We start from the raw sequence: 21522 nt of genomic DNA, 5'->3' as shown, positions 1-21522 counted from the left end.
ATGATCATCGCCGCCCTGCTCGCCGCCGCCTCCGTGACCGCCGCTGACTGGCGGCCGTTGGATCCCGACAACACCCTGCTGATCGACACCGAGAAGGGCCGCATCGTCATCGAGATGCGGCCGGAGTTCGCGCCGAAGTCGGTGGAGCGGGTCAAGCTGCTGGCGCGCGAGGGCGTCTATGACGGGCTGCAGTTCCACCGGGTGATCCCCGGCTTCGTGGCCCAGACCGGAAATCCGAACAACAAGGACGGCGGAACGTCGAGCCATCCGAACCTGCCGGCGGAGTTCCAGTTCCGCCTGCCGCCGCAGACGCCCGTAGCGGCCGCTGCGCAGGCCTCTGACGTCTGGTCGGGGTTTCTGGGCGCTACGCCCCTCCAGGCGGTCCCTCCGAAGCCGGGTCAGCCTCTGAGGGGCTGGGGCGCCTATTGCACGGGCGTGGCGGGCATGGGCCGACAGGCGGACCCCGCCACAGGCAACAGCGAGATCTTCATCATGCTGGCCCCGACGCGGCGGTTGGACCGCGACTACACGGTGTGGGGCAGGGTAGTGGGCGGCATGGACGCCGTGCAGGCCCTGACCGCCGGGGAGCCGCCGGCCAAGCCTGACCACATGCTGAAGGTGCGCGTCGCCGCGGACCTGCCCGCCGCCGAGCGGCCGAAGCTGTCAGTGCTCAAGGAGCAGGGGCCGGCGTTCAAGGCGCTGGTCGCCAAGGTCCGCGCGGCCAAGGGCGCGGACTTCAGCGTCTGCGACGTGGAGATCCCGACGCGCGCTGACTAGGCGGCGTCGCTGATCGGCACGCCGGCGCGCTGGCACAGGGCCGGGATGGCCTTTTCCTGCCGCACGGTCTCGATGCGGGCCCAGTGCGGATCACGAGCGAAGTCGATGGAGGGCTGAACCTCCACCCGCACCGTCTTGTTCGACGGGCGCGCCTTATCCATCACCAGGGCGTACGGCGAGGTGCGGTATGGCCCGATACGGGTCACGCCGCAGATCACCTTGCCGTCCGCGCTGACGCTGGCGTTCAGTACGCGGACACGCCCGGCGGCGGGATCCTGTTGCTCGATCTGAGCCTTGGCGTAGCGCTTGAGCGCCGAGCCATCGCCGTAGCCGCCCTGACAGGCGCCGACTAGCGCCAAAGCAGCGGCCGAGACGACCACGGGAATAAAGATGGATTTGCGACGCCGCCAAGACCGACGGCGGGGCCTTATGCCTAACGCCATGGTAATCACCCCTCCCAACGGAGCATTCGTCTCCGCCCGACTTGATCACAACTTAGCGTGGCAGGGTTAAGAGCCTGTGACGAAATTACACTTAAAATCTACTCTCGGTGGAACCGCCATTTCATGGCGAGAACCGTCGCCGACATAAGCACGCAGACGGTATTCGAGCCGACCAACGGCCAGCTTTCCAGCATCGCCCCATAGATCACCCAAAGCACGAAGCCGGTGACCGTGATGGCGTAGGTGCGCAGGGAAACAGACGAGGCGTCGCGCTCCCGCCAGATCTTGAGGATCTGGGGGGCGAAACTGGTCATCGAGCAGATCGCCGCCGCCGTGCCGATCAGGGTGGGGAGCCAGGCCTTGTCCATGCCGGCTCAATGCCCGCCCGGCGGCGCAGTTCCGCCTCAGCCCTTGCGGTAGATGCGGTCGAACACGCCGCCTTCGGAGAAGTGCGTAGCCTGGGCCGTCTTCCATCCGCCGAACGCCTCGTCGATGGTGACCAGGGGGATCTGCGGGAACTTGCCGGCGTACTTGGCCAGCGCCTTGGGATTGCGCGGGCGATAGTGGTGCTGCCCGATGATGTCCTGGGCCAGGGGGCTGTAGAGGAAGTTCAGATAGCCCTCGGCGTAGACGCGCGTGCGGCGGCGATCGACGACCTTGTCGACGATGGCCACCGGCGGTTCGGCCAGGATGGAGCGGCTGGGGGTGACGATCTCCACCTTGCCCGAGCCCAGCTCGTCGATGGCCAGATGCGCCTCGTTCTCCCAGGCCAGCAGCACGTCGCCGATGCCGCGCTGGACGAAGGTGGTGGTCGAGCCCCGCGCGCCGGTGTCGAGGACCGGCACATGCTTGAACAGCTCGCGCACATAGGCCTCGGCCGTCTGCGGATTGCCGCCCGGCTGCTTCAGCGCCCACGCCCAGGCCGCCAGATAGTTCCAGCGGGCGCCGCCGGACGTCTTGGGGTTCGGGGTGATGACGTTGACGCCGGGGCGGATCAGGTCGTTCCAGTCGCGGATGTTCTTGGGGTTCCCCTTGCGGACCAGGAACACGATGGTCGAGGTGTAGGGGGTCGAGTTCTGCGGCAGGCGCGACTGCCAGTTGGCCGGCAGCAGGCGGCCCTTGGCGGCGATCTCGTCGATGTCATAGGCCAGGGCCAGGGTGACCACGTCCGCCTGCAGGCCGTCGATCACCGAGCGGGCCTGCTTGCCGGAGCCGCCGTGGCTCTGGTTGATCGTCAGCTCCTGTTTCGTGCGGCTCTTCCAGTACTTGGCGAAGGCGGCGTTGATCGCCTTGTAGAGCTCACGCGTCGGGTCGTAGCTGACATTGAGCAGGGTGACCGGCTGCGCGCCTTGCGCCATGGCCTGGCCGCCCAGCGCCACGGGTAGGGCGACGCCCGCGCCGATCAGGCCTCGTCGGGACAGGCTGTCGAAGGTCTTGGTCATGATCATGCTCCTTGCCGGACGCCGCCGACGGCTCAGCTGCAGTCTGCTGAAACGCGGGCCAGGCGCCAGGGCTCCCTCGCGCAAGGAAGTTCAAATTCGACTGTGACGCTAGGAATGACATCTGCTGCGGGCTTTAGAAAAGCTCGCAGCAAAAGGGCCGCGTCTCCGAAGAAACGCGGCCCCAAAGCGGTGATCGCGGCGTGACCGCCGCTAGAACATCATCCGGCCGGACAGGCGGACGTTGTAGCGCTGTGAGCGCTTGCGCTTCTCGGCGCCGCCTTCGATGGCCAGGTAGGACATCGAAGTGCCGGCGCGCAGGGCGAGGTTCAGGGTCAGGGCACCGTCCTTGTCATCGGCGGCCACCAGGGTGAAGGGCGTGCCGTTGGCGCCGAAGCGCGCCACGGTGTCGCCGACGGTGCCCGACAGGGTCTGGCGGTAACCGACGCGGACTTCCGGACGCCACCAGATGTCGCGGCCGAACTGAGCGCCCATGGCCAGCGCGGCTTCACCGCTCAGGCGGTTGGACTTGCGCTCTTCGACGATCAGGTCGAAGCCCGCGCCGCCGCCCTTCTCCTGACGCTCATCCTCGTTGAGGTAGATGTAGTCCAGGCTGGTCTCGGGACGGATGAAGTAGCGGCCGACGCTGACCTCGTAGGAGGCGCTGATGTTGGCCGACGCCGTCAGGCCGTTCCACTTGGCGCTGTTGGAGATATCCAGTTCGTCTTCCGGCGAGATCAGGCGCCGATCGCCGTCGAACCACGCATAGCCCACGCCGCCGCGGGCGCTGACCAGCAGGCCGCCCATGGCCTTGCGGCCGTAGAGGCCGCCCTGGACGAACGAGGCGGTCGTGTTCTCGCCGACGCGGGCCGCCTGGTCGTGCTCCTCGATGTTCATGTAGGCCAGGGTCAGGCCCAGGGCCCCGCCCTTTTCGCCCATGCTCTCGTAGCCGCCGACAAAGCCGAAGGTCTGGGCGTCGGCGCCCAGGCTGCCGCCTTGGCCCTCGTGGCGCACCAAGCTGCTGATCTCCTGGATCCAGAAGCTGTCAGGGCCATAGCGTTCCGCCGCGCGGTCGGGGCGAATGGCGATGGCGGAGGAGATGGCCTGGTTGGCGTACTCCAGCGCTTCGAACATCGCCTCGCCCTGGTCGGGCAGCATCTGGTCGTAGATGGCCAGGAACTCAGCGCGGTCGTTCTTGCCCAGGAAGGCGCTGGACAGCGCGCTGTCCTGGCCGACGGCGTTGTAGACCGCGTCATAGGCCGCCGCGCGCGAGCCGCTCAGCTGGGCCTCGGCCGCGGTGCGGCGGCGGATGTCCACATAGACCTCGCCGGCGGCCTGATTGGCCGAAGCGGACGTGACGTACAGATAAGGCGTTTCGGCCAGCAGGGACTGGTCCAGATTGCCCACCGTCAGGCTGCCCGCCTTGATCACGGTGTAGCGTTCCGGCTCCTGCAGGAAGCTCTTCAGCGACAGACCGATCTTGGCGCCGTCGCCGATGGTGGCCTGGCCGACCACGAACTGGGTGACGCCGTTCTTGGCCGGATCGGCCGTGACGATCAGCGTGCTGCCCGAGCCGATGTTCAGGCTGGTGGCGTTGATGGTCTCGGCGTTGGTGACGAACAGGGCGCCCTTGGCGATGTTGACCGTCAGGCGGCCGTCGCTGTCGCGCAGTTCGCCCACGGCGGTCGCGCCGCCGCCCAGATAGAGGCCGTCATCGCCGGCGCCGAACGACATGTTGCCCTGCAGGGAGCCGTTGTAGAGCTCCAGGCGATCGTTGCCCGAGCCGAACAGCACGTCGCCCAGGATCCAGGGCTCGGCCCCGTCCGCCACGCCGTCGCCGTCGGCGTCGGCGATCGGATTGACCACGCCGTCGCCGTCCGTGTCGGTCGGCGTGGTGACCACGCCTTGCTGGCTTACCCAGACGCCCGTGGTGTTGGCGCGGGCGTCGATGGCGATGCCGCGGCCAGTGACGGCTTCATTGCCGGCGTCGGTGTCGGCGTCATCCTTGTCGTCCGCGTCGTCGGTCGGAACGATGATCGCGCTGATGCGGCCGGTGTTGTGGATCGTACCCAGCGTGCCGGACTGGTCGCGGATGGCGACGGCGTTGGCCTTTTCGCCGTTCACGGTCGCGGTGATCAGGCCCGAGTTGTAGAGCTCGTTGAGGCGCGCGCCGGCCTCGATGTCGATGGCGCGGGCTTCGTGCGCGCCTTCGGTGATGTTGGCCGCCAGGACCGAGCCGCTGTTGATGAACTTCGGGGTGGTGACCCCGGACTTGAACAGCATGCCGGTGGCGACGGCCTCGCGGGTCTGCGGCGTTTCGCCGACGCCCGACGCGATGGTGCCGCTGTTGACCACGCCGCCGGCGATGTTGGTGGCGAAGCCGTTGACGCCGCCGAGCTGGACCGCCGTCGACGAGACGCCGTCGTACAGGCCGGTCGCGGTGACGATGCCGCGGTTGATGACGCCGAATTCGGAAACCCCAGTCCCGACCACGCCGATATTGGTGGCGCGGGTGTCCGAACCGATCACCAGGGCCGGGGCCGAGCCCAGGATGCTGATGGTCGAGGTGGTTTCGCTGGCGTCCGGGATGCCGTCGCCGTCGCCGTCGGTGACGCCGGAGACGACGTTTGGCGCCATGTCGAACAGAACGCCACCCGCGACATTGCCGGAAATGCGAACTGCGGGGCCGCCCTGCAGCATGTCGTCGGCGTCGATCAGGGCCCGGTCTTCGGCGAAGGTCGGGCGAACGGTGTAGCGATAGCCGCGGCTGCTGACGCTGCCCTGCATCTTGACCGCGCCGCTGACGTCGCCGTCCAGGGCCACGCCCACGGAGCCTTCGCCGATCGCGGCGACGTTGCCGGCCACATAGACCGAGCCGAGAATGTCGCCGGCGCGGATGCCGTAGTTGCGCGAACCGGTGACCGAAATGGCGCCCGAGCTGTTCAGCGAGCCGGCGATCGCCGTCTCCAGGCTGATGCCGGCCGAATCATTGCCTTCGATGGCGATGGTGCCGCTGCTGGCCACGAAGCCGTTCATGACGCCGGGGCCGGTGACGCGGATGCCGAAGCGGCGAACGCCTTCAGCAAACGGGCCGTCGGTCTCGCCGTCGCCGTCCAGGTCCTTGGCTTCGTAGGTTTCGAGCACGTTGATCGCGCCGCTGTGGGTCACGTTGGCCGTCTGGCCGCCGATCACCAGGATGCCGGTGGCGTCGTTGACGTTCTCGAAGCTCAGCGTGCCGGCGTTGACGACCGAATGGCTGCTGTTCTGGGTGATGGCCGCGCCGGCGGCCGTCAGCTTGATCGAGCCCGTGCTCGTGACGTTCACCGAATCCGGCGCGCCGCTGGCCGCGGTCGCCGTGGCGATCGGCGTCGTGCGCTCTGTCGTGATCTGGGTTTCGGCCTGTGCGGCGCTGAACAGAGCCAGAAGGGGAGCGGCGGCGACTGTCGCTACCAGAACCTTGCGCTGCATGGACCTAACTACACCTCAGATTGCCGGAAACTACGTCCGGCGCCGTTGCGGCGAAAATGCGGTCTTTTCGCACCGCTGACGGAAATTGGGCCCCCGCCTGATCGACGGTCTAACCCATGGCTTTGAAGCGCGCCATATGTTCGATGCGCCTTATTCGCGGGCTGGGCGCTTGACCGTGGGCCGCAGCAGGGGTGAAAGGCCCGGACATGAACATTCTCCTCGTCGGTTCGGGGGGGCGTGAGCACGCCCTGGCCTGGAAAATCGCCGCCTCGCCGCTGGTGAAGCGCCTTGTCGCCGCCTCGGGCAATCCGGGCATCGCCGCCGTCTGCGAGACGCGTCCGGTCAAGGCGACCGACGTCGAGGGCCTGATCGCCCTGGCCCGTTCCATCGAGGCGGACCTGGTGGTGGTCGGTCCCGAGGTCGCGCTGGAGGCGGGAATCGCCGACCGGCTGGCCGAACTGTCGATTCCCTGCTTCGGCGCCACCGCCGCGGCGGCGCGGCTGGAGACCTCCAAGGCCTTCACCAAGGATTTCTGCGCCCGCCACGACCTGCCGACCGCCGCCTATGGCGTGTTCGAGACGGCGGAGGAGGCCGGCGGCTTTCTGGACAAGCTCTCCGCGCCCTTCGTGATCAAGGCCGACGGCCTGGCCGCGGGCAAGGGCGTGGTCATCGCCGCTGACCGGGCCGAGGCCGACGCCGCCGTCCTCGACATGCTGGGCGGTCGCTTCGGCACGGCCGGCGCGCGGGTGGTGATCGAGGAGTTCATGGACGGGGAGGAAGCTTCGCTATTCGCCCTGTGCGACGGCGAGACCGCCGTGCTGTTCGGCGCAGCCCAGGACCACAAGCGCGCCTATGACGGCGACAAGGGCCCCAACACCGGCGGCATGGGCACCTATTCGCCCCCGCCCGTCCTGACCGAGGCCCTGATCGGCCAGGCCAAGCGTGAGCTGATCGATCCGACGGTCAGGGGCATGGCGGCGGAGGGGCATCCCTATCGCGGCGTGCTCTATGCCGGCCTGATGCTGACCAAGGATGGCCCCAAGCTGGTGGAATACAACGCCCGCTTCGGCGATCCGGAGTGCCAGACCCTGATGCTGCGCCTGGACGGGGACATCGTGCCCTTCCTGCTGGCCGCCGCCACCGGGACCCTGGCCCAGCAGCCGGAGCCCAAGTGGAAGGAAGAGGCCGCCATCTGCGTGGTCATGGCCGCCGAGGGCTATCCTGACGCCCCCAAGACCGGTGCGGTGATCGAAGGGGCGGAAGCCGACTTCGGAGGCGAGGCTTTCGTCTTCCACGCCGGCACCAGCCGTGACGCCGAAGGCCGCCTGGTCACCTCCGGCGGGCGGGTTCTGAACGTCTGCGCCCTGGGCGTCGACCTCAGCGAGGCCCGCGATCTGGCCTATGCGGCGGTCGGGGCGATCAAGATTCCGGGCGGCTTCAACCGCTCCGACATCGGCTGGCGGGCGCTTCCCAACGGTTCCTGACGCCTTCGGGACTGGCGCTCTTCGCGCTCGCCGCTAAACTCGCTTTCAAACAAGCGTAAGAACGCGGTCAGGGAGCGTAAGATGGTCGAGGCGTCGGCACAGGAACTCAACTCCGGCACAAAGCCGGTGGATGAGCGTCACAGCATCGACGAGGCGGCGCTCGAACGCTGGCTGAAGGCCAATGTCGAGGGCTATGCCGGGCCGCTGGAGGTCCGCCAGTTCAAGGGCGGCCAGTCCAACCCGACCTATCAGCTGGTCACGCCGGGCCGGAAGTACGTCCTGCGCCGCAAGCCGCCGGGCAAGTTGCTGCCCAGCGCCCACGCCGTGGACCGCGAGTTCAAGGTGATCTCGGCCCTGGGCAAGACCGGCTTCCCGGTCGCCAAGGCCTACGCCCTGTGCGAGGACGAGAGCGTCATCGGCACCATGTTCTACGTCATGGACATGGTGGAGGGCCGAATCCTGTGGGACGGGACCCTGCCGGAATATTCGCCGCCGCAGCGCCGGGCGATCTACGACGCCGAGATCGAGACCCTGGCCCGCCTGCACAACACCGACTACGCCGCCATCGGCCTGGGCGACTACGGCAAGCCGGGCAACTACTTCACGCGCCAGATCGACCGCTGGACCAAGCAGTACAAGGCCTCCGAGACCACCTCGATCAAGGCCATGGACCAGCTGATGGAGTGGCTGCCGGCCACCGCACCGTCGGACGACGCAACCTCGATCGTCCACGGCGACTACCGCATCGACAACATGATCCTGCACCCTGCCGAACCCAAGGTGATCGCGGTGCTGGACTGGGAGCTGTCGACCCTGGGCAATCCCCTGGCCGATTTCAGCTACTTCCTGATGAGCTGGGTCATGCCCGGCGAGCAGCGCGGCGGCCTGGCCGAGATCGCCGACCTGCCGGCCTACGGCATTCCCACCGTGCAGGAGGCCGTGGACAAGTACTGCAAGCTGACCGGCCGGGACGGCCTGCCGGAGCTTGACTGGTATTTCGCCTACAATCTGTTCCGTCTCGCCGGAATCTGTCAGGGAATTGTCGGCCGGGTTCGCGACGGCACCGCCGCCAGCGCCCATGCCCAACTGATGGAAGCCCGCGTCCCCCTGCTCGCCGCCGGCGCCTGGGGTTTCGCACAGAAGGCCGGAGCCTGAACCACCCATGAAACGCATCCTCGCCGCCGGCGCCGCTCTCGCGGCATTCGCCGCTGCCGCCGCGCACGCCGCGCCCGTCTATGTCCAGGCCGGTCGCCTGCTGGCCGATCCCGCGACGGGCAAGGTCGAGACCAACAAGACCGTCGTCATCGACAACGGCCGCGTGGTCCGTATCGAGGACGGCTTCACCGGCCAGGGGAACGTCGTCGACCTGAAGGACAGCTTCGTCCTGCCGGGCCTGATCGACAGCCACGTCCACCTGACCAGCGAGCAGGGCCCCTCCAGCCGCATGGACGAGGTGACCCAGTCCTCGGCCGAGCAGGCCATGGTCGGCGCCCGCTACGCCAAGCGGACCCTGAAGGCCGGCTTCACCACCGTCGCCGATCTGGGCGGCGACAACGAAGCGATCTTCGCCCTGCGCAAGGCGACCGCGAACGGCGACGTGGCCGGTCCGCGCATCATCGCCGCCGGTTCGGCCGTGTCGGTCCATGGCGGCCACGGCGACACCAACGGCTTCCGCGAGGACGTCATGCACGTCCTGCGTCCCGAATCGGTCTGCTCCGGCGCCGAGGACTGCCGCCGCGCCGTGCGCGAGCAGGTGTGGAAGGGCGCGGACATCATCAAGATCACCGCCACCGGCGGCGTGCTGTCCAACACCGCCGCCGGTCTGGCCCAGCAGTTCCAGGAAGACGAGCTCGCCTCGATCGTCGAGAGCGCCCACCGCATGGGGCGCAAGGTCACCGCCCACGCCCACGGGGTCGACGGCATCAACGCCTTCCTCAAGGCCGGCGGCGATTCGATCGAGCACGGCACCTATCTGGACGACGCCTCCATCGCCCTGTTCAAGAAGAACGGCGCCTATCTGGTCCCGACCCTGATGGCCGGCGACTTCGTGGCCCGCATCGCCTCGGGCCCGAACAACTTCTTCACCCCGGCCCAGACGGCCAAGGCCCTGGAAGCCGGCCCGAAGATGCTGGACATGGCCCGCAAGGCCCACAACGGCGGCGTGAAGATCGCCTTCGGCACCGACAGCGGCGTCTCCGCCCACGGCGACAACGCCGGCGAGTTCGCTCTGCTGGTGAAGGCGGGCCTGACCCCGCTGGAGGCGATCCAGACGGCCACGGTCAACGCCGCCGCCCACTTCAGCCTGAACAACGAGATCGGTTCGCTCGCCCCCGGCAAGGCCGGCGACCTGATCGCGGTGAAGGGCGATCCGCTGAAGGATGTGACCGTGCTGCAGCACGTATCCTTCGTCATGAAGTCGGGCGTGGCTTACTGAGCCACGGTGCGTCTTTCGACAGGGCGCTGCGCGCCCGCTCAGGATGACGAATTCAGCAATGAGACGTCATCCTGAGCCGCGCCGTCAGGCGCGAGTTGAAGGACGCAGGGCCTTCAACAGCAACGCCTCGACCGCCGCCTCGTCCTCGAACCTCGCCCGCACGGACCAGGCCTTGATCCGCTCCCGCCACGACGGGGGCAGGCGCACCCAGTCCTTTTCGGTGGTCACCAGGCCCGCGTCGAAGTCCTCGGCCCGGCGGGCCAGGGCCTTCAGCGTCGTCTCGTCATAGGCCCCGTGGTCGGGGAACGGCGCGAAGTCCTTCAGGTCGCAGCCGGCGGCGACCAGGGACCGCTCCACCTTCCAGGGCTTGCCGATGCCGGCGAAGCCGACCTGCGGCCCCGCGGGCGGCGGGGCGGCGGGCTCCAGCCGGGCAATGAACACCAGCTTTCCCGAGAACAGCGCCAGAAGCTCCGGATCGGCCGACGGCAGGTCGGCGGGCAGCAGGACGATCACCGCGTCGGCGCGGGCGAGGCCCGCCTTCAGCGGCTCGCGCATCGGCCCGGCGGGGAACACCGCGCCGTCGCCGAAGGGCCACTCGTTGTGGCGCGTCTCCCCGTCCACGACGACCAGGGACAGGGTCTTCTTCAGCGAAGGGTTCTGGTGGCCGTCGTCCATGACCACGGCCTGGGCGCCTGCGGCTGACGCGGCCTGCGCGCCGGCGGGGCGGTCGCGGGCGACCCAGAACGGCATGTCGCCGGCCAGCATCAGCGGCTCGTCGCCCACCTCGGCGGCGGTGTGGCGCGCCGGATCGACCCGGACGGGCCCGGCCAGCTTGCCGCCATAGCCGCGCGACAGGCCGTGCGCCTCGACCCCGGCGGCGCGCAGCAGGCGGACCACCTCGCGCACGATGGGTGTCTTGCCGACCCCGCCGACGGTCAGGTTGCCGATGCAGACGACGGGGACGCCTGGATCGGCGGGCGTGGCCTTGGCGATCTTGTTCGCCGTGACGGCGGCCCAGATCCACGACAGGGGCGTCAGCAGGGCGCGGGTGACGGGCGCGGGCGCGCCGTCGCGGACGTACCACCAGCGCGGCGTGCTCAGCTTCATGGGACCTGCATGGCCAGGCGGCGGACGGCGGCGTCCAGCACCTCGCGCTCGTCGCCGATCATGCCCAGGGCCCGCTCCGCGCGGGCCTTGGCCATCTTCGGCTCCTTGAGCAGGGCGTAGAAGGCGGCGGTCAGGTCGTTGGCCGTGCGCACGACCGTGGCGACGCCGTTCTTGACCAGGGGCGAATAGACCGACCGCCAGTTGTCGACGAAGGCGCCGGTGATGACGGGGCAGCCCAGCTGGGCCGGCTCCACCGGATTATGGCCCCCCGGCCCCTCCACCAGGCTGCCGCCGATGAAGGCGCCGCGGGCGAGGCGGAACCACAGGCCCAGCTCCCCCAGGGTGTCGGCCACATAGACCGCGTCGGCGCCCAGCGGGTCGCCCGCGCTGCGCTTGCCCGCCGACAGGCCTCGCTCGCGGGCCAGGTCGATGATGCCATTGGCCCGCTCCACATGGCGGGGAACCAGAATCAGCAGGGCGTCGCCGCCGACCGACTTGAAGGCGGTCAGGATGATCTCGTCCTCGCCAGGATGGGTGGAGGCGGCAAGCAGGACGGGGCGCTTGCCGACGGCCTTCTTCAGCGCCTTCAGCTCCGTCTCGTCCGCTGGCAGCGGCGCGCCGACCAGCTTCAGGTTCAGGCGGCCGTCGTCATTGGCGCCGAACTCGCCCAGGCGGCCGGCGGTCAGGTCGTCCTGCGACAGGATCAGGCTGAAGGCGCCGATCAGCTCGCGGGCCATCTCGGGCGCCTTGCGCCAGCCGGCGGCGCTTTTCTCGGTCACCCGGGCGGAGACCAGGGCGAGGCGGATCTTCCGGGCGTCGGCCTGGGTGATCAGGTTGGGCCACAGCTCGCTCTCGACGAAGACGCCGAGCGAAGGCCGCCAGTGATCCAGGAAGCGGGCCACGGCCTTGGGCGCGTCCACCGGCACATACTGGTGGATGACCCCTTCAGGCAGGCGGCGGCGCAGCATCTCGGCCGAGGTGACGGTGCCGGAGGTGACCAGGATCGACAGGTCGGGCCGCGCCTTCCGCAGGACCTCGATCAGGGGCAGCAGGGACAGGCCCTCGCCCACGCTGGCGCCGTGCAGCCAGACCAGCTTGCCCTCGGGACGGGCGGCGGCGGTCTTGCCCAGGCGCTCCTTCAGGCGGGCCGGGTCCTCCTTGCCGCGCAGGACGCGGGCGCGCAGGACCAGCGGGGCGGCGGGCTCGAACAGGCCGGTCGCCGTACGGTACAGGCGCAGGTGTCGGGACGTGCTCAAACCACGTGCGCCGGGGCCAGGCGGCAGTCCGCCGCGCCGCCGCGCTCCACCTGCAAGGTGGTGTGGCCGATGCGGAACTTCTCGTTCAGCCCGGCGCAGGCGGCGTGCAGAAAGTCGTCCCCGTCATCGCCGGTCGGGCGGATCAAGTGGGCGGTCAGGGCCGTCTCGGTGGTGCTCATGGCCCAGATGTGCAGGTCGTGGACCTCGGTCACGCCGGGCAGGGCCTCCAGCCAGGCGCGAACGGCGCCTGGGTCGATGTCGCGCGGGGCGGCGTCCAGCGCCAGGTCCAGGCTGTCGCGCAGCAGGCCCCAGGTGCCGAGCAGAATGACCAGCACGATCACCAGGCTGACGATCGGGTCGATCCACAGCCAGCCCGACGCGCCCATGGCGAAGGCGGCCACGATCACGCCAGCCGACACGGCGGCGTCGGCCACCATGTGCAGGAAGGCCCCGCGAATGTTCAGGTCGTGCTGGCTGCCGCGCATGAACATCAGGGCGGTGCCGGTGTTGATCAGCACGCCGATGGCGGCGACCACCATGACCGGGCCGGTGTCGATGGGGTGCGGGTCCTGGAAGCGGCGCACGGCTTCCCAGGCGATGGCGCCGATGGCGAACAGCAGAGTCGCGGCGTTGGCCAGCGAGGCCAGGATGGTGCCCTTGCGCAGGCCATAGGTGCGGCGCGCCGTCGGGGCGCGCTTGGCCAGCTCCGCGGCGATCCAGGCCATGACCAGGCCCAGCACGTCCGACAGGTTGTGGCCGGCGTCGGCCAGCAGGGCGAGGGAGTTGGTCCAGAACCCGGCGGCGGCCTCGACCACCACGAAGCCCAGGTTCAGCGCCGTGCCGATGGCGAAGGCGCGGCCAAAGTCCGTGGGGGCGTGATGATGGTGGCCATGACCGTGGCTGTGCCCGTGACCATGACCATGGCTATGTCCATGGCCGTGCCCATGGTCATGATGATGGTCGTGTCCGTGGTGATGGTGATGATCGTGCCCCATGGCGTCCTTCATCCCACGAGTTCAGGGCTGTTTCGCCAGCAGGGCTTCGGCGCGTTCGGTCACGGCGGTCAGGCGGCGGCCCCAGTCGTCGGCCAGGGCTTGCGGCTCCGCGGCGCGCGGCGCTTCGAACGGTCCTTCCCAGACAATGGCCCCCCGGCCGAAGGGCAGGGGCAGCACGGTCCCGTCCCAGGTGCCCAGGCGCAGGCAGGGGCGGCAGGCCAGGCCCAGCATCAGCACCGGCGCGCCGGTGAACCGGGCCAGCGAGACCACGCCTAGCTGCATCACCTCCGCCGGGCCGCGCGGGCCGTCGGGGGTCACGGCGACGCCGCCGCGTCCCTGCACCCACTTGATCATGTCGCGGAAGGCCTGCTCCCCGCCCTTGTTCTTGGCCGGGTCGGTCTTCTTCTTCGACGAGCCGCGAATGGCGGGGAAGCCGATGTGGCCCACGGCCCGGGCGATGAACTCGCCGTCCGAGGAGTGGGAGATCAGCGCCCGCACCGGCTGGCGATCCGGCCCCTGCTTCCAGGCGGCGGGGGAGAGGGGAATGCGGGCGTGCCAGAAGCAGATGATCACGCCCTTCTCGCCACGCTCCGCCGCGACGGCGTCGGCGTTCTCCTGTCCCTCCCGCGTCCAGCGCAGGGTGGCAAAGACGAAGCGCAGATAGGCGGCGAAGATGGCGGACAGGACGGCCACCACCACCGGATTGCGAAGCGGCCTCAACCCTGCGGCTCCGGCGCGGCGTCCAGGTTCTGGGCCAGGGCCAGGCGCGAATAGAGGCCGCCACGGCGCACCAGGGAGACGTGCGTACCTTCCTCCACCACCTTGCCGGCGTCGATCACATAGATGCGGTCGGCATGGCGCACGGTCGACAGGCGGTGCGCGATCATCAGGGTGGTGCGGCCGGCCATCAGCCGTTCCAGCGCCGCCTGCACCTTGGCCTCGCTCTCGGTGTCCAGGGCGCTGGTGGCTTCGTCCAGCAGCAGGACCGGGGCGTCCTTCAGGAAGGCGCGGGCGATGGCGATGCGTTGGCGCTGGCCGCCGGACAGGCGCGCGCCGGCCTCACCGACCTTGGTGTCATAGCCGGCCGGCAGGGTGACGATGAACTCGTGGGCGGCGGCCTGCTTGGCGGCTTCCTCGATCTCGATCTGGGTGGCTTCCGGCCGAGCGTAGGCGATGTTGGCGCGGATGGTGTCGTCGAACAGGAACGGCTCCTGGGTGACTAGGCCGATATGGCTGCGCAGGGAGGCGAGGGTGAATTCGCGGATGTCGCGGCCATCGATGGTCACCTTGCCCGCGCCCACGTCGTAGAAGCGCGGGATCAGGTTCAGCAGGGTGCTCTTGCCGCCGCCCGACGGGCCGACCAGGGCGACCGTCTCGCCGCGCGCCGCCTTCAGCGACACGTCGACCAGGGCGCTGGCGTGGGTCCCGTAGGAGAAGCCGACCTTCTCGAAGGCGATGGCGAACTGGCCCTTGTCGTCCAGATTGATCGCGGCGGCGCCGTCCCGCACCTCCGGCTCCACGTCCAGGGCGGCGAACAGACGGCGGCCGGCGGTCAGGCCCTCGGCCGTCACGGTCTGCAGGTTGGCCAGCTGGCGCAGGCTCTGGGAGGCGGCGGCCAGGGCGACCAGGAAGGCGGTGAAGGCGCCGACGTTCATCGCCCCGCTGCTGGCGCGCCAGCCGGCATAGGCCAGGACCCCGGCGGTGATGACGGTCATCAGCGCCTCGGTGGTCGGGGCGGCCTGGGCGCGGGCGTTGGCGCCCTTGATGATGTGGCCCTGGCGGCGCTCGATCACCTCGGCGACGCGTGCCTCCTCGAAGGCCTCGCGGTTCTCGATCTTCACCACCCGCACGCCGTCCAGGCTCTCCATGACGGCGGTGGACAGGGCGGAGGTCTCGGCCATGGCGCCCTTGGCGGCCTTGGTTGTCTTCTTCGAGAACCGGCGCATGACCGTGCTGGCGATGGGGCCGGCCAGCAGGACGATCAGGGTCAGCGACCAGTCGTTGATCAGCATGACCACGATCATCGCCGCCACGGTCAGGCCGTGCTGGGTGTAGTTGACGATGCCGCTGGTGGCGGCTTCCCGGATCAGGCCGGCGTCATAGAGCACGGACGAGACGAACTGGCCCGAATGGGCGGCGCGCAAGCGGGCGAGGTCGGCGCGGACCAGCTTGCCGAACAGTTCGGTCTGCACGTCGCCGACCATGCCGTGGCCGATGCGGTTGACCAGGGTGGCCTGGACGATCTGGGCGGCGGCGCGCGCCAGGGCCAGGATCACGATGGTCAGGGGGATCATGACCAGGGCGTTCGGCTTGCGCGTCACCAGCAGGTCGTTGATCGCCGGGTTCAGCACCTGGGCCAGGGCGCCGGTCAGGACGGCCACCACCACCGCGCAGGCCACGGCCACGGCCAGGCCATTCCAGCGCGGGCGCAGATAGGTTTCGAACACACGCCGCGCCAGGGCGCGGTTGGTCGTCTCGGGCGCTGCGGCGTCAGTCATCACGGGAGCAGGTCGGCCTTGGGAGGGAATCTGTCAAGCACAGGGCATTTGCTGTCCGGCCAATGCGGCCCTACTTAGGCGGCCTGCGAAGGAGCCCCGCTTGCCCGCTTATGACCTGACGACCTTCGGCGGCCGCCTGCGCGCCTATTGGGACTATTGGTGGAAGGACCATGCGTTCCTGCGCATCGGCTTCCAGAACGCCCACTGGGTCAGCCCCGAGCTGGTGCGCACCAACCAGCCGTGGCCATTCCAGATCGCCCAGTGGAAGAAGCAGGGCATCAAGACCATCGTGAACCTGCGCGGCGGCTATGACGGCGCGTTCTACGCCCTGGAAAAGGACGCCTGCGAGCGGCTGGGCCTGAACTTCGTCGATTTCGTCATCACCAGCCGCGAAGTGCCGATCCGCGAGCGGGCCCTGGGCGCCAAGGTGCTGTACGACACCATCGAATATCCCGCCCTGATCCACTGCAAGTCCGGCGCGGACCGGGCGGGGATCATGAGCGTGTTCTACGCCCATTACCGCCTTGGCCTGCCAATCCGCGAGGCCATGAAGGAGCTGTCCCTGCGCTATCTGCACGTGAAGCAGGGCAAGACGGGAGTGCTCGACTACGTGTTCGAGCGGTACCTGGAAGATGGGGAGCCCAAGGGGCTGACCTTCACCGAGTGGGTCGAAAGCGACGCCTACGACCCGGTCTCGATGAAGGCGGAGTTCCGCGCCGGCATGCTGGGCTCGATGCTGACCGAGAAGCTGCTGCGGCGGGAGTAGCGGCCCTTAGGCCAGGCTGGGATCCAGCAGCTTGTGGGCGTGGATGATGAAGTAGCGGGCGTGGGCGTTGTCCACGGTCGCCTGGGCCTTGGCCTTCCACGCCTTGTGGGCGTCTTCATAGGTCGGATAGGCGCCGACGAATTCGACCTGAGACAGGTCGCGGAATTCGACGCCGGCCACGTCTTTCAATTCACCGCCGATGACGATGTGCAGGAGTTGTTTGTCGCTCATTGCGCAGATGCCTTCTTTGTCGAGGCTGGATTGGGAGGTTACGGGCGTCCGATATGCGCGACGCGCTCCAAGATCAACCGGTGGAGGCCGGGAGCCGCGCAAATGACGCTGGGCGCCCTGGGAATCGGCGCGTTGTAAGCGAAACGACGGCCGAAATGGTCCGTGGACGCCCCGCCGGCCTCGCGCACGATCAGATCGGCGGCGGCCAGGTCCCACTCGTTCTTGGGCGACAGCGCCACGGCGGCGTCGAACCGGCCGTCGGCCACCAGGCACATGCGATAGGCGATGGAGTTGCGGCTCTCGACCCGCATGGCCGGCCAGGGCTGGGGCCATTCCGGGTGCTGGAACATCCGCGCGTCGCCCAGCATGGCGCAGTCGTCCAGGTCGGCGGTGGCGCTGGGCCGGATCGGCGCGCCGTTCAGGGTCGCGCCCTGGCCGGCGACCGCCTCGTAAAGCTCTTCCAGGGCCGGGGCATAGACCACGCCGCAGAGGGGCAGGCCGTCCTCAACCACGGCGATGCAGACCGTGAACCAGGGTTTGTCCTTCAGGAACGCGGCCGTGCCGTCGATGGGGTCGACGCAGAACAGGCGGCGGCGCGTCAGGCGCTCGGGATCATCGACCGTCTCCTCCGACAGCCAGCCATAGTCGGGGCGGGCGGTGGTCAGGGTCTCGTGCAGCAGCTTGTCCACCGCCAGGTCGGCGTCGGTGACTGGTGAGCCGCCGTCCTTGTTCCAGATCTTCAGGCCCGCGGCGCGCATCGTCAGCGCCAGCTTCCCCGCCTCCAGCGCCGCCTTGCGGATGAGGGCGAGGTCCTCGGTCATTTGCCGGCGATCGCCAGGCCGTCCACCAGGATGGACGGCGAGTTGGCCGAGCCGCGGATTTCCAGGTCCGAACCGGGGATCAGGCGGGCGTAGATGTCGATCAGGTTGCCCGCGACGGTGATCTCGGTGACCGGATAGGCCGCCTCGCCGTTCTCGAACCACACGCCCGAGCAACCCACCGACCAGTCGCCGGTGTTGCCGTTCAGGGACGGGCCGAACATCGAGGTGACCAGCAGCCCCTCGCCCGCGCCCTTCATCAGAGCGGCCAGGTCGTCGGTCCCCGGCGTGAGGGTCAGGTTGGAGGTCGAGACGCCGGGAGGGCCCGCCAGACCGCGCGAGGCGTGGCCGGTGGTTTCCAGGCCCAGCTGGCGGGCGGCGGCGCTGTTCAGCAGCCAGGTGGTCAGCACGCCGTCCTCGATCAGGGCCATGCGCTTGTTCAGCACGCCCTCGTCGTCGAAGGGCGAGGAGCCGAGGCCGCGCACCACGTGCGGATCGTCGATCAGCTCGATCCCCTTGGCGAAGATCTGCTGGCCGAGCTTGTCCTTCAGGAACGACACGCCGCGCGCCACGGCTGGGCCGGAAATAGCGCCGAGCAGGGGGCCCAGCAGCGAGGTGGCCAGACGATTCTCGAAGATCACCGGCGCGGTGGTCGAGCTGATCTTGCGTGCGCCCAGGCGGGCGGCGGCGCGGCGGCCGGCCTCGGTCCCGATGGCGTCGGGGCTGGGCAGGTCTTCGGCGTGCCGCAGGCTGCGGCCTTCGCCGCCTCGCTCCATGCCCGCGCCTTCGCCAGCGATGGCCGAAGCGGACAGCGAGAAGCCGGTGGCGCGGTGGGCGCCGACAAAACCGTGGCTGGTGGCCATCAGCCAGTTGGACGACGACCAGGCGGCCGAACCGCCGTCGGAATTGGTCACGCCCTCGACCGCGCGGGCGGCGGCCTCGGCGACGCGGGCCTGGTCCTCCAGCGACTCGGCGGAGGGCTCGAAGGCGTCGAACAGATCGAGGTCGGCGTGCGGGCCGCGGGCCAGGCGATCCTGCGGCGCGAAGCCGGCATAGGGATCTTCCGGCGCCAGGCGGGCCATGGCGACGGCGCGCTCGATCAGCTTGCGGCGGCCGTCGGCGGAAAGATCGGAGCCGGAAACGACAGCCTGACGCTGTCCCACGAAGACGCGGACGCCCAGGTCCTGGGCCTCTTCACGCTCGACCTCCTCCAGATCGCCCATGCGGACGGTGACGGAGAGGGACTGGCGTTCGGCGAAGACGGCCTCGGCCGCATCGGCCCCGGCCTTGAGCGCGGCGCCGATCACGTCGTTGAGGAGGTTTTGATCCATGGCCGCCATATGGGGCGCCGCACCCTTGCGGGGCAAGCGCCCAGGCCGCGTCAGACGATCGCGTAGATCAGCAGCACCGCGGCGATGAACACGAAGGCGATCCAGCTGACCAGCATGCCGACCGCGCGCGGCAGGGAGGCCCCGCCGCTGTTGGACAGGCCGATGGCGTGGGTCAGGCGGCCGCCGAACAGCAGAAGACCGCCCAGATGCACGGCCAGGGCCGGTGCGCCGACCTGCGCCAGCAACACCAGGCCGATCAGGCCGACCGGCGCATACTCGGTGGCGTTGCCGAAGGCGCGGATCGCCTGCGCCAGGTCAGGATGCCCGCCATCGCCCAGGGCGATCTTGTGACGGCGGCGCAGGCGCACCACCCGAACTGAAAGCACCAGCAAAAGCAGGATGTGCAGGCCCACCCACAGCGCGGCTGCGGGTCCTGAAGTCAGACTGTTCACGCGAAATTCCTTTACGCCCCGCACTTAGTAGGCGCCGCTTTGACGACGCCCGCAAGTTTCGGGGTTACTGCACCTGCCGCCCGACGGGGTAGAGCAGGTGGCGTTCGTCGTAATAGGGCGTGCGCTTGTAGAACCAGGCCAGGCGGGCGTCCTGGCTCTTGGCGAAGTCCGGCTCCGCCGCCAGCTTGGCCTCGAACTCGGCCTTCAGCTTCGGATCGGCGGCCATCATGCGCTCGGCCAGCGGGGCGATGGCGTAGCCCTCGATATATTCCACGCGCTGCAGGATCTCGGGGAAGAAGCCCCAGGCGAAGAAGCCTTCCTCGCTCTGCGGCTCCAGCAGCAGCACGGCCAGTTCGCCCAGCGGCTGGTCGGTCGGAACGCGGACGGAGCCGGCAGGGAAGGTGACCGTGCGGGCCTCTTGCTCGGCCTTGCCGGCGGTGATCTGCACGTGACCTTCGTTGCCGCGCGGGGCGACCTTGGCTTCGGGCAGGCGCAGCATGTCGACCGCCACGGCCTGGGGCGCGGTCAGGGTCTCCATGCGGATGCCGTGCAGCTTCAGCCGCTCGATGACGTCCGCCTTGGTGGCCGGGACGTAATAGGCGACCGGCGGCTTGATCTTCAGGCCGGGCTGGGCGGCGTAGAGCGTCTCCATCCACGGCTTGGGATCGGCCTTGCCCAGCCAGCGGAGCTCAGTCCCGCCGGAAGCCGGGCTTTGGTAGGTCTCGTACTGGATGCCCAGGAACGGACGCTGGCCGACTGGCTTGTCCGACGGCTCGAAGGTCACGGCGACCTCGGCGGGGCGCAGCTGGCGATCAGCCGTGGCGGCGGCCTTGGCGGCGGCGCCGTCGCGGGCGACCACCTTCAGGCTTTCCTCCAGCAGGACATAGGTGCCCAGCACCCGCTGGCGATACGGCTTCAGGGAGTGGTTCTCTACCAGCACGGTCGGGGTGCGGCGGGCGTCGCCGAAGCCGGTGGAGAAGCGCAGGCTGCTGGGATCGACCGTCAGGCCGTCCTTTGGATTGCGGTCGTCCTTGGCGAAGATCAGCTCGCCCGGAATGTGGCCGGCGGCCTTCAGCGCCTTTTCCGTCGCGGGCAGGAAGCTCTTGTCCAGCCAGTCGGTGATGGCCGGCGAGCGGTGGAAGGAGCGGCCCAGATAGCCTTCCCAGCCGTAGGTGATGTCGTACTGATAATCGACGCCGTCGGTCACATGGATGTCCATGTAGAGGGCCGGGTCGTACTTGTTGATCAGGCCCAGCATGGCCTGCATCTCCGGCGCGTCCAGCTTGCCGTAGTCGCGGTTCAGGTTGAGGTTCTGGGCCGTGTGGCGCCAGCCCTGGATCACCGGGCCGCGCTGGTTCGGGCGATTGAAGCGGCCCGCGCGCTCGTGGCCGTCGACGCTGAAGATCGGCACGAAGACGAAGTTCACGCCGTCCAGCAGGGTGTCCTTGCCGCGCAGGGCGATGTCCCGCAGCAGCATCAGCCCGGCGTCCTTGCCGTCGATCTCGCCCGGGTGGATGCCGGCCTGGGCCAGGAACACCGGCTTGGCGGGATTGAGCGTCGCGCCGTCCTTGCTGGCGATCACCACCAGCAGGTCGCGGCCCTCGGGCGACTTGCCGAACACCTCCAGCTTCAGCAGCCCGTTCGAGGCGGCGACCAGGCGCTCCAGATAGGCGCGGGTGTCGGCATAGCTGGGGCTGTCGGTCAGGCCGGTCTTTTCCGACGGCGTGATCCACGGATCGTTCGGCTTGGCGACCAGCTTCTCGCTCGCGCCCTTCCAGGCCGGAGCCGGGGGCAGGATTTCGCTATCCCACGGCGCCGCCAGGGCGGTGGTGGAGAGGAGGCTGGTGAAGAGAAGGGTGACGCCGAGCCTGTTCATTCTTCTTCCGCTCTCCCCCGCGCAGGCGGGGGTCCATTCTGATGGTCCGCTTGGGTTCCCGCCTTCGCGGGAATGAGCGGTTGTCTCTTTGCGTCCTTCGACATGTCTGCTGCGCAGACTGCTCAGGATGACGAAATCAGCAAACCT

19 protein-coding genes are annotated in these 21522 nt (G+C 69.0%); 5 read left to right on the top strand and 14 right to left on the bottom strand.

Annotated features, from left to right (window positions below; translation table 11 throughout):
- Positions 1–777: a peptidylprolyl isomerase gene (locus ABOZ73_RS05170; protein ID WP_369061273.1), complete on the top strand. Its 777-nt coding sequence runs from the start codon at positions 1–3 to the stop codon at positions 775–777.
- Here the strand turns inward: ABOZ73_RS05170 and ABOZ73_RS05165 are convergent.
- The 4 genes from ABOZ73_RS05165 to ABOZ73_RS05150 all read right to left on the bottom strand — a co-directional run bounded on the left by ABOZ73_RS05165 (position 774) and on the right by ABOZ73_RS05150 (position 6127).
- Positions 774–1136, bottom strand: coding sequence for a hypothetical protein (locus ABOZ73_RS05165; protein ID WP_369061271.1), 363 nt, complete (start codon positions 1134–1136; stop codon positions 774–776). The genes ABOZ73_RS05170 and ABOZ73_RS05165 overlap by 4 nt on opposite strands.
- Positions 1137–1318: 182 nt before the next feature.
- Positions 1319–1588, bottom strand: a complete 270-nt coding sequence (locus tag ABOZ73_RS05160; RefSeq protein ID WP_369061269.1) for a SemiSWEET family sugar transporter — start codon at positions 1586–1588, stop codon at positions 1319–1321.
- 36 nt (positions 1589–1624) lie between these two features.
- Complete coding sequence (locus tag ABOZ73_RS05155) at positions 1625–2662, bottom strand: sulfate ABC transporter substrate-binding protein (RefSeq protein ID WP_369061267.1); 1038 nt, start codon at positions 2660–2662, stop codon at positions 1625–1627.
- Positions 2663–2872: 210 nt separating this feature from the next.
- Positions 2873–6127: an autotransporter domain-containing protein gene (locus ABOZ73_RS05150; RefSeq protein ID WP_369061265.1), complete on the bottom strand. Its 3255-nt coding sequence runs from the start codon at positions 6125–6127 to the stop codon at positions 2873–2875.
- 206 nt (positions 6128–6333) lie between these two features.
- Here ABOZ73_RS05150 and purD point away from each other — a divergent pair, with 206 nt between their 5' ends.
- From purD to ABOZ73_RS05135, 3 genes are all read left to right on the top strand, one after another.
- Entirely contained in the window at positions 6334–7611 is a 1278-nt protein-coding gene (purD, locus tag ABOZ73_RS05145) for a phosphoribosylamine--glycine ligase (protein ID WP_369061263.1), read from the top strand.
- 81 nt (positions 7612–7692) lie between these two features.
- The gene (locus ABOZ73_RS05140) at positions 7693–8766 is read left to right on the top strand and encodes a phosphotransferase family protein (RefSeq protein ID WP_369061261.1); all 1074 of its coding nucleotides are present in this window, start codon (positions 7693–7695) and stop codon (positions 8764–8766) included.
- 7 nt (positions 8767–8773) lie between these two features.
- Entirely contained in the window at positions 8774–10045 is a 1272-nt protein-coding gene (locus ABOZ73_RS05135; protein WP_369061259.1) for an amidohydrolase family protein, read from the top strand.
- Between the two features lie 84 nt (positions 10046–10129).
- On the opposite strand, the gene lpxK is transcribed toward ABOZ73_RS05135, so the two are convergent.
- From lpxK to ABOZ73_RS05110, 5 genes are read right to left on the bottom strand one after another with little or no spacing between them, the layout of a single operon-like run.
- Positions 10130–11152: a tetraacyldisaccharide 4'-kinase gene (gene lpxK / locus ABOZ73_RS05130; RefSeq protein ID WP_369061257.1), complete on the bottom strand. Its 1023-nt coding sequence runs from the start codon at positions 11150–11152 to the stop codon at positions 10130–10132.
- The gene (locus tag ABOZ73_RS05125; RefSeq protein WP_369061255.1) at positions 11149–12408 is read right to left on the bottom strand and encodes a 3-deoxy-D-manno-octulosonic acid transferase; all 1260 of its coding nucleotides are present in this window, start codon (positions 12406–12408) and stop codon (positions 11149–11151) included. Before ABOZ73_RS05125 ends, lpxK begins: the two co-directional genes overlap by 4 nt.
- Entirely contained in the window at positions 12405–13415 is a 1011-nt protein-coding gene (locus tag ABOZ73_RS05120; protein ID WP_369061253.1) for a cation diffusion facilitator family transporter, read from the bottom strand. The genes ABOZ73_RS05125 and ABOZ73_RS05120 overlap by 4 nt, the downstream gene beginning before the upstream one ends.
- A gap of 9 nt (positions 13416–13424) precedes the next feature.
- Positions 13425–14123 carry a lysophospholipid acyltransferase family protein gene (locus ABOZ73_RS05115; protein WP_369061251.1) on the bottom strand — a complete coding sequence of 233 codons (699 nt, stop codon included), beginning with the start codon at positions 14121–14123 and terminating at the stop codon, positions 13425–13427.
- Positions 14120–15901 (bottom strand): ABC transporter ATP-binding protein, encoded by a 1782-nt coding sequence (locus tag ABOZ73_RS05110; RefSeq protein WP_369061249.1) that lies wholly within the window; start codon positions 15899–15901, stop codon positions 14120–14122. The genes ABOZ73_RS05115 and ABOZ73_RS05110 overlap by 4 nt, the downstream gene beginning before the upstream one ends.
- Before the next feature lie 100 nt (positions 15902–16001).
- Here ABOZ73_RS05110 and ABOZ73_RS05105 point away from each other — a divergent pair, with 100 nt between their 5' ends.
- A complete protein-coding gene (locus ABOZ73_RS05105; RefSeq protein WP_369061247.1) occupies positions 16002–16667 on the top strand; it encodes a protein tyrosine phosphatase in 666 nt (221 codons plus the stop codon).
- A 6-nt stretch (positions 16668–16673) separates the two neighbouring features.
- On the opposite strand, the gene ABOZ73_RS05100 is transcribed toward ABOZ73_RS05105, so the two are convergent.
- The 5 genes from ABOZ73_RS05100 to ABOZ73_RS05080 form a co-directional block, all read right to left on the bottom strand.
- Entirely contained in the window at positions 16674–16907 is a 234-nt protein-coding gene (locus ABOZ73_RS05100) for a DUF4170 domain-containing protein (protein WP_369062486.1), read from the bottom strand.
- A 29-nt stretch (positions 16908–16936) separates the two neighbouring features.
- A complete protein-coding gene (locus ABOZ73_RS05095) occupies positions 16937–17719 on the bottom strand; it encodes a 3'(2'),5'-bisphosphate nucleotidase CysQ (RefSeq protein WP_369061245.1) in 783 nt (260 codons plus the stop codon).
- On the bottom strand, positions 17716–19047 hold the full coding sequence (locus ABOZ73_RS05090; protein WP_369061243.1) for a TldD/PmbA family protein: 1332 nt from the start codon (positions 19045–19047) through the stop codon (positions 17716–17718). Before ABOZ73_RS05090 ends, ABOZ73_RS05095 begins: the two co-directional genes overlap by 4 nt.
- A 50-nt stretch (positions 19048–19097) precedes the next feature.
- Positions 19098–19499 carry an MAPEG family protein gene (locus ABOZ73_RS05085; RefSeq protein WP_369061242.1) on the bottom strand — a complete coding sequence of 134 codons (402 nt, stop codon included), beginning with the start codon at positions 19497–19499 and terminating at the stop codon, positions 19098–19100.
- A 64-nt stretch (positions 19500–19563) separates the two neighbouring features.
- Complete coding sequence (locus ABOZ73_RS05080; protein ID WP_369061240.1) at positions 19564–21375, bottom strand: M14 family metallopeptidase; 1812 nt, start codon at positions 21373–21375, stop codon at positions 19564–19566.
- Positions 21376–21522 lie beyond the last annotated feature (147 nt).

The sequence above is a fragment of the Caulobacter sp. 73W genome (assembly GCF_041021955.1).
In the GTDB taxonomy this organism is placed as follows: Bacteria; Pseudomonadota; Alphaproteobacteria; order Caulobacterales; family Caulobacteraceae; genus Caulobacter.
The sequence above is the reverse complement of the archived record's forward strand: the minus strand, read 5'-3'. Positions and strand labels throughout refer to the sequence as shown.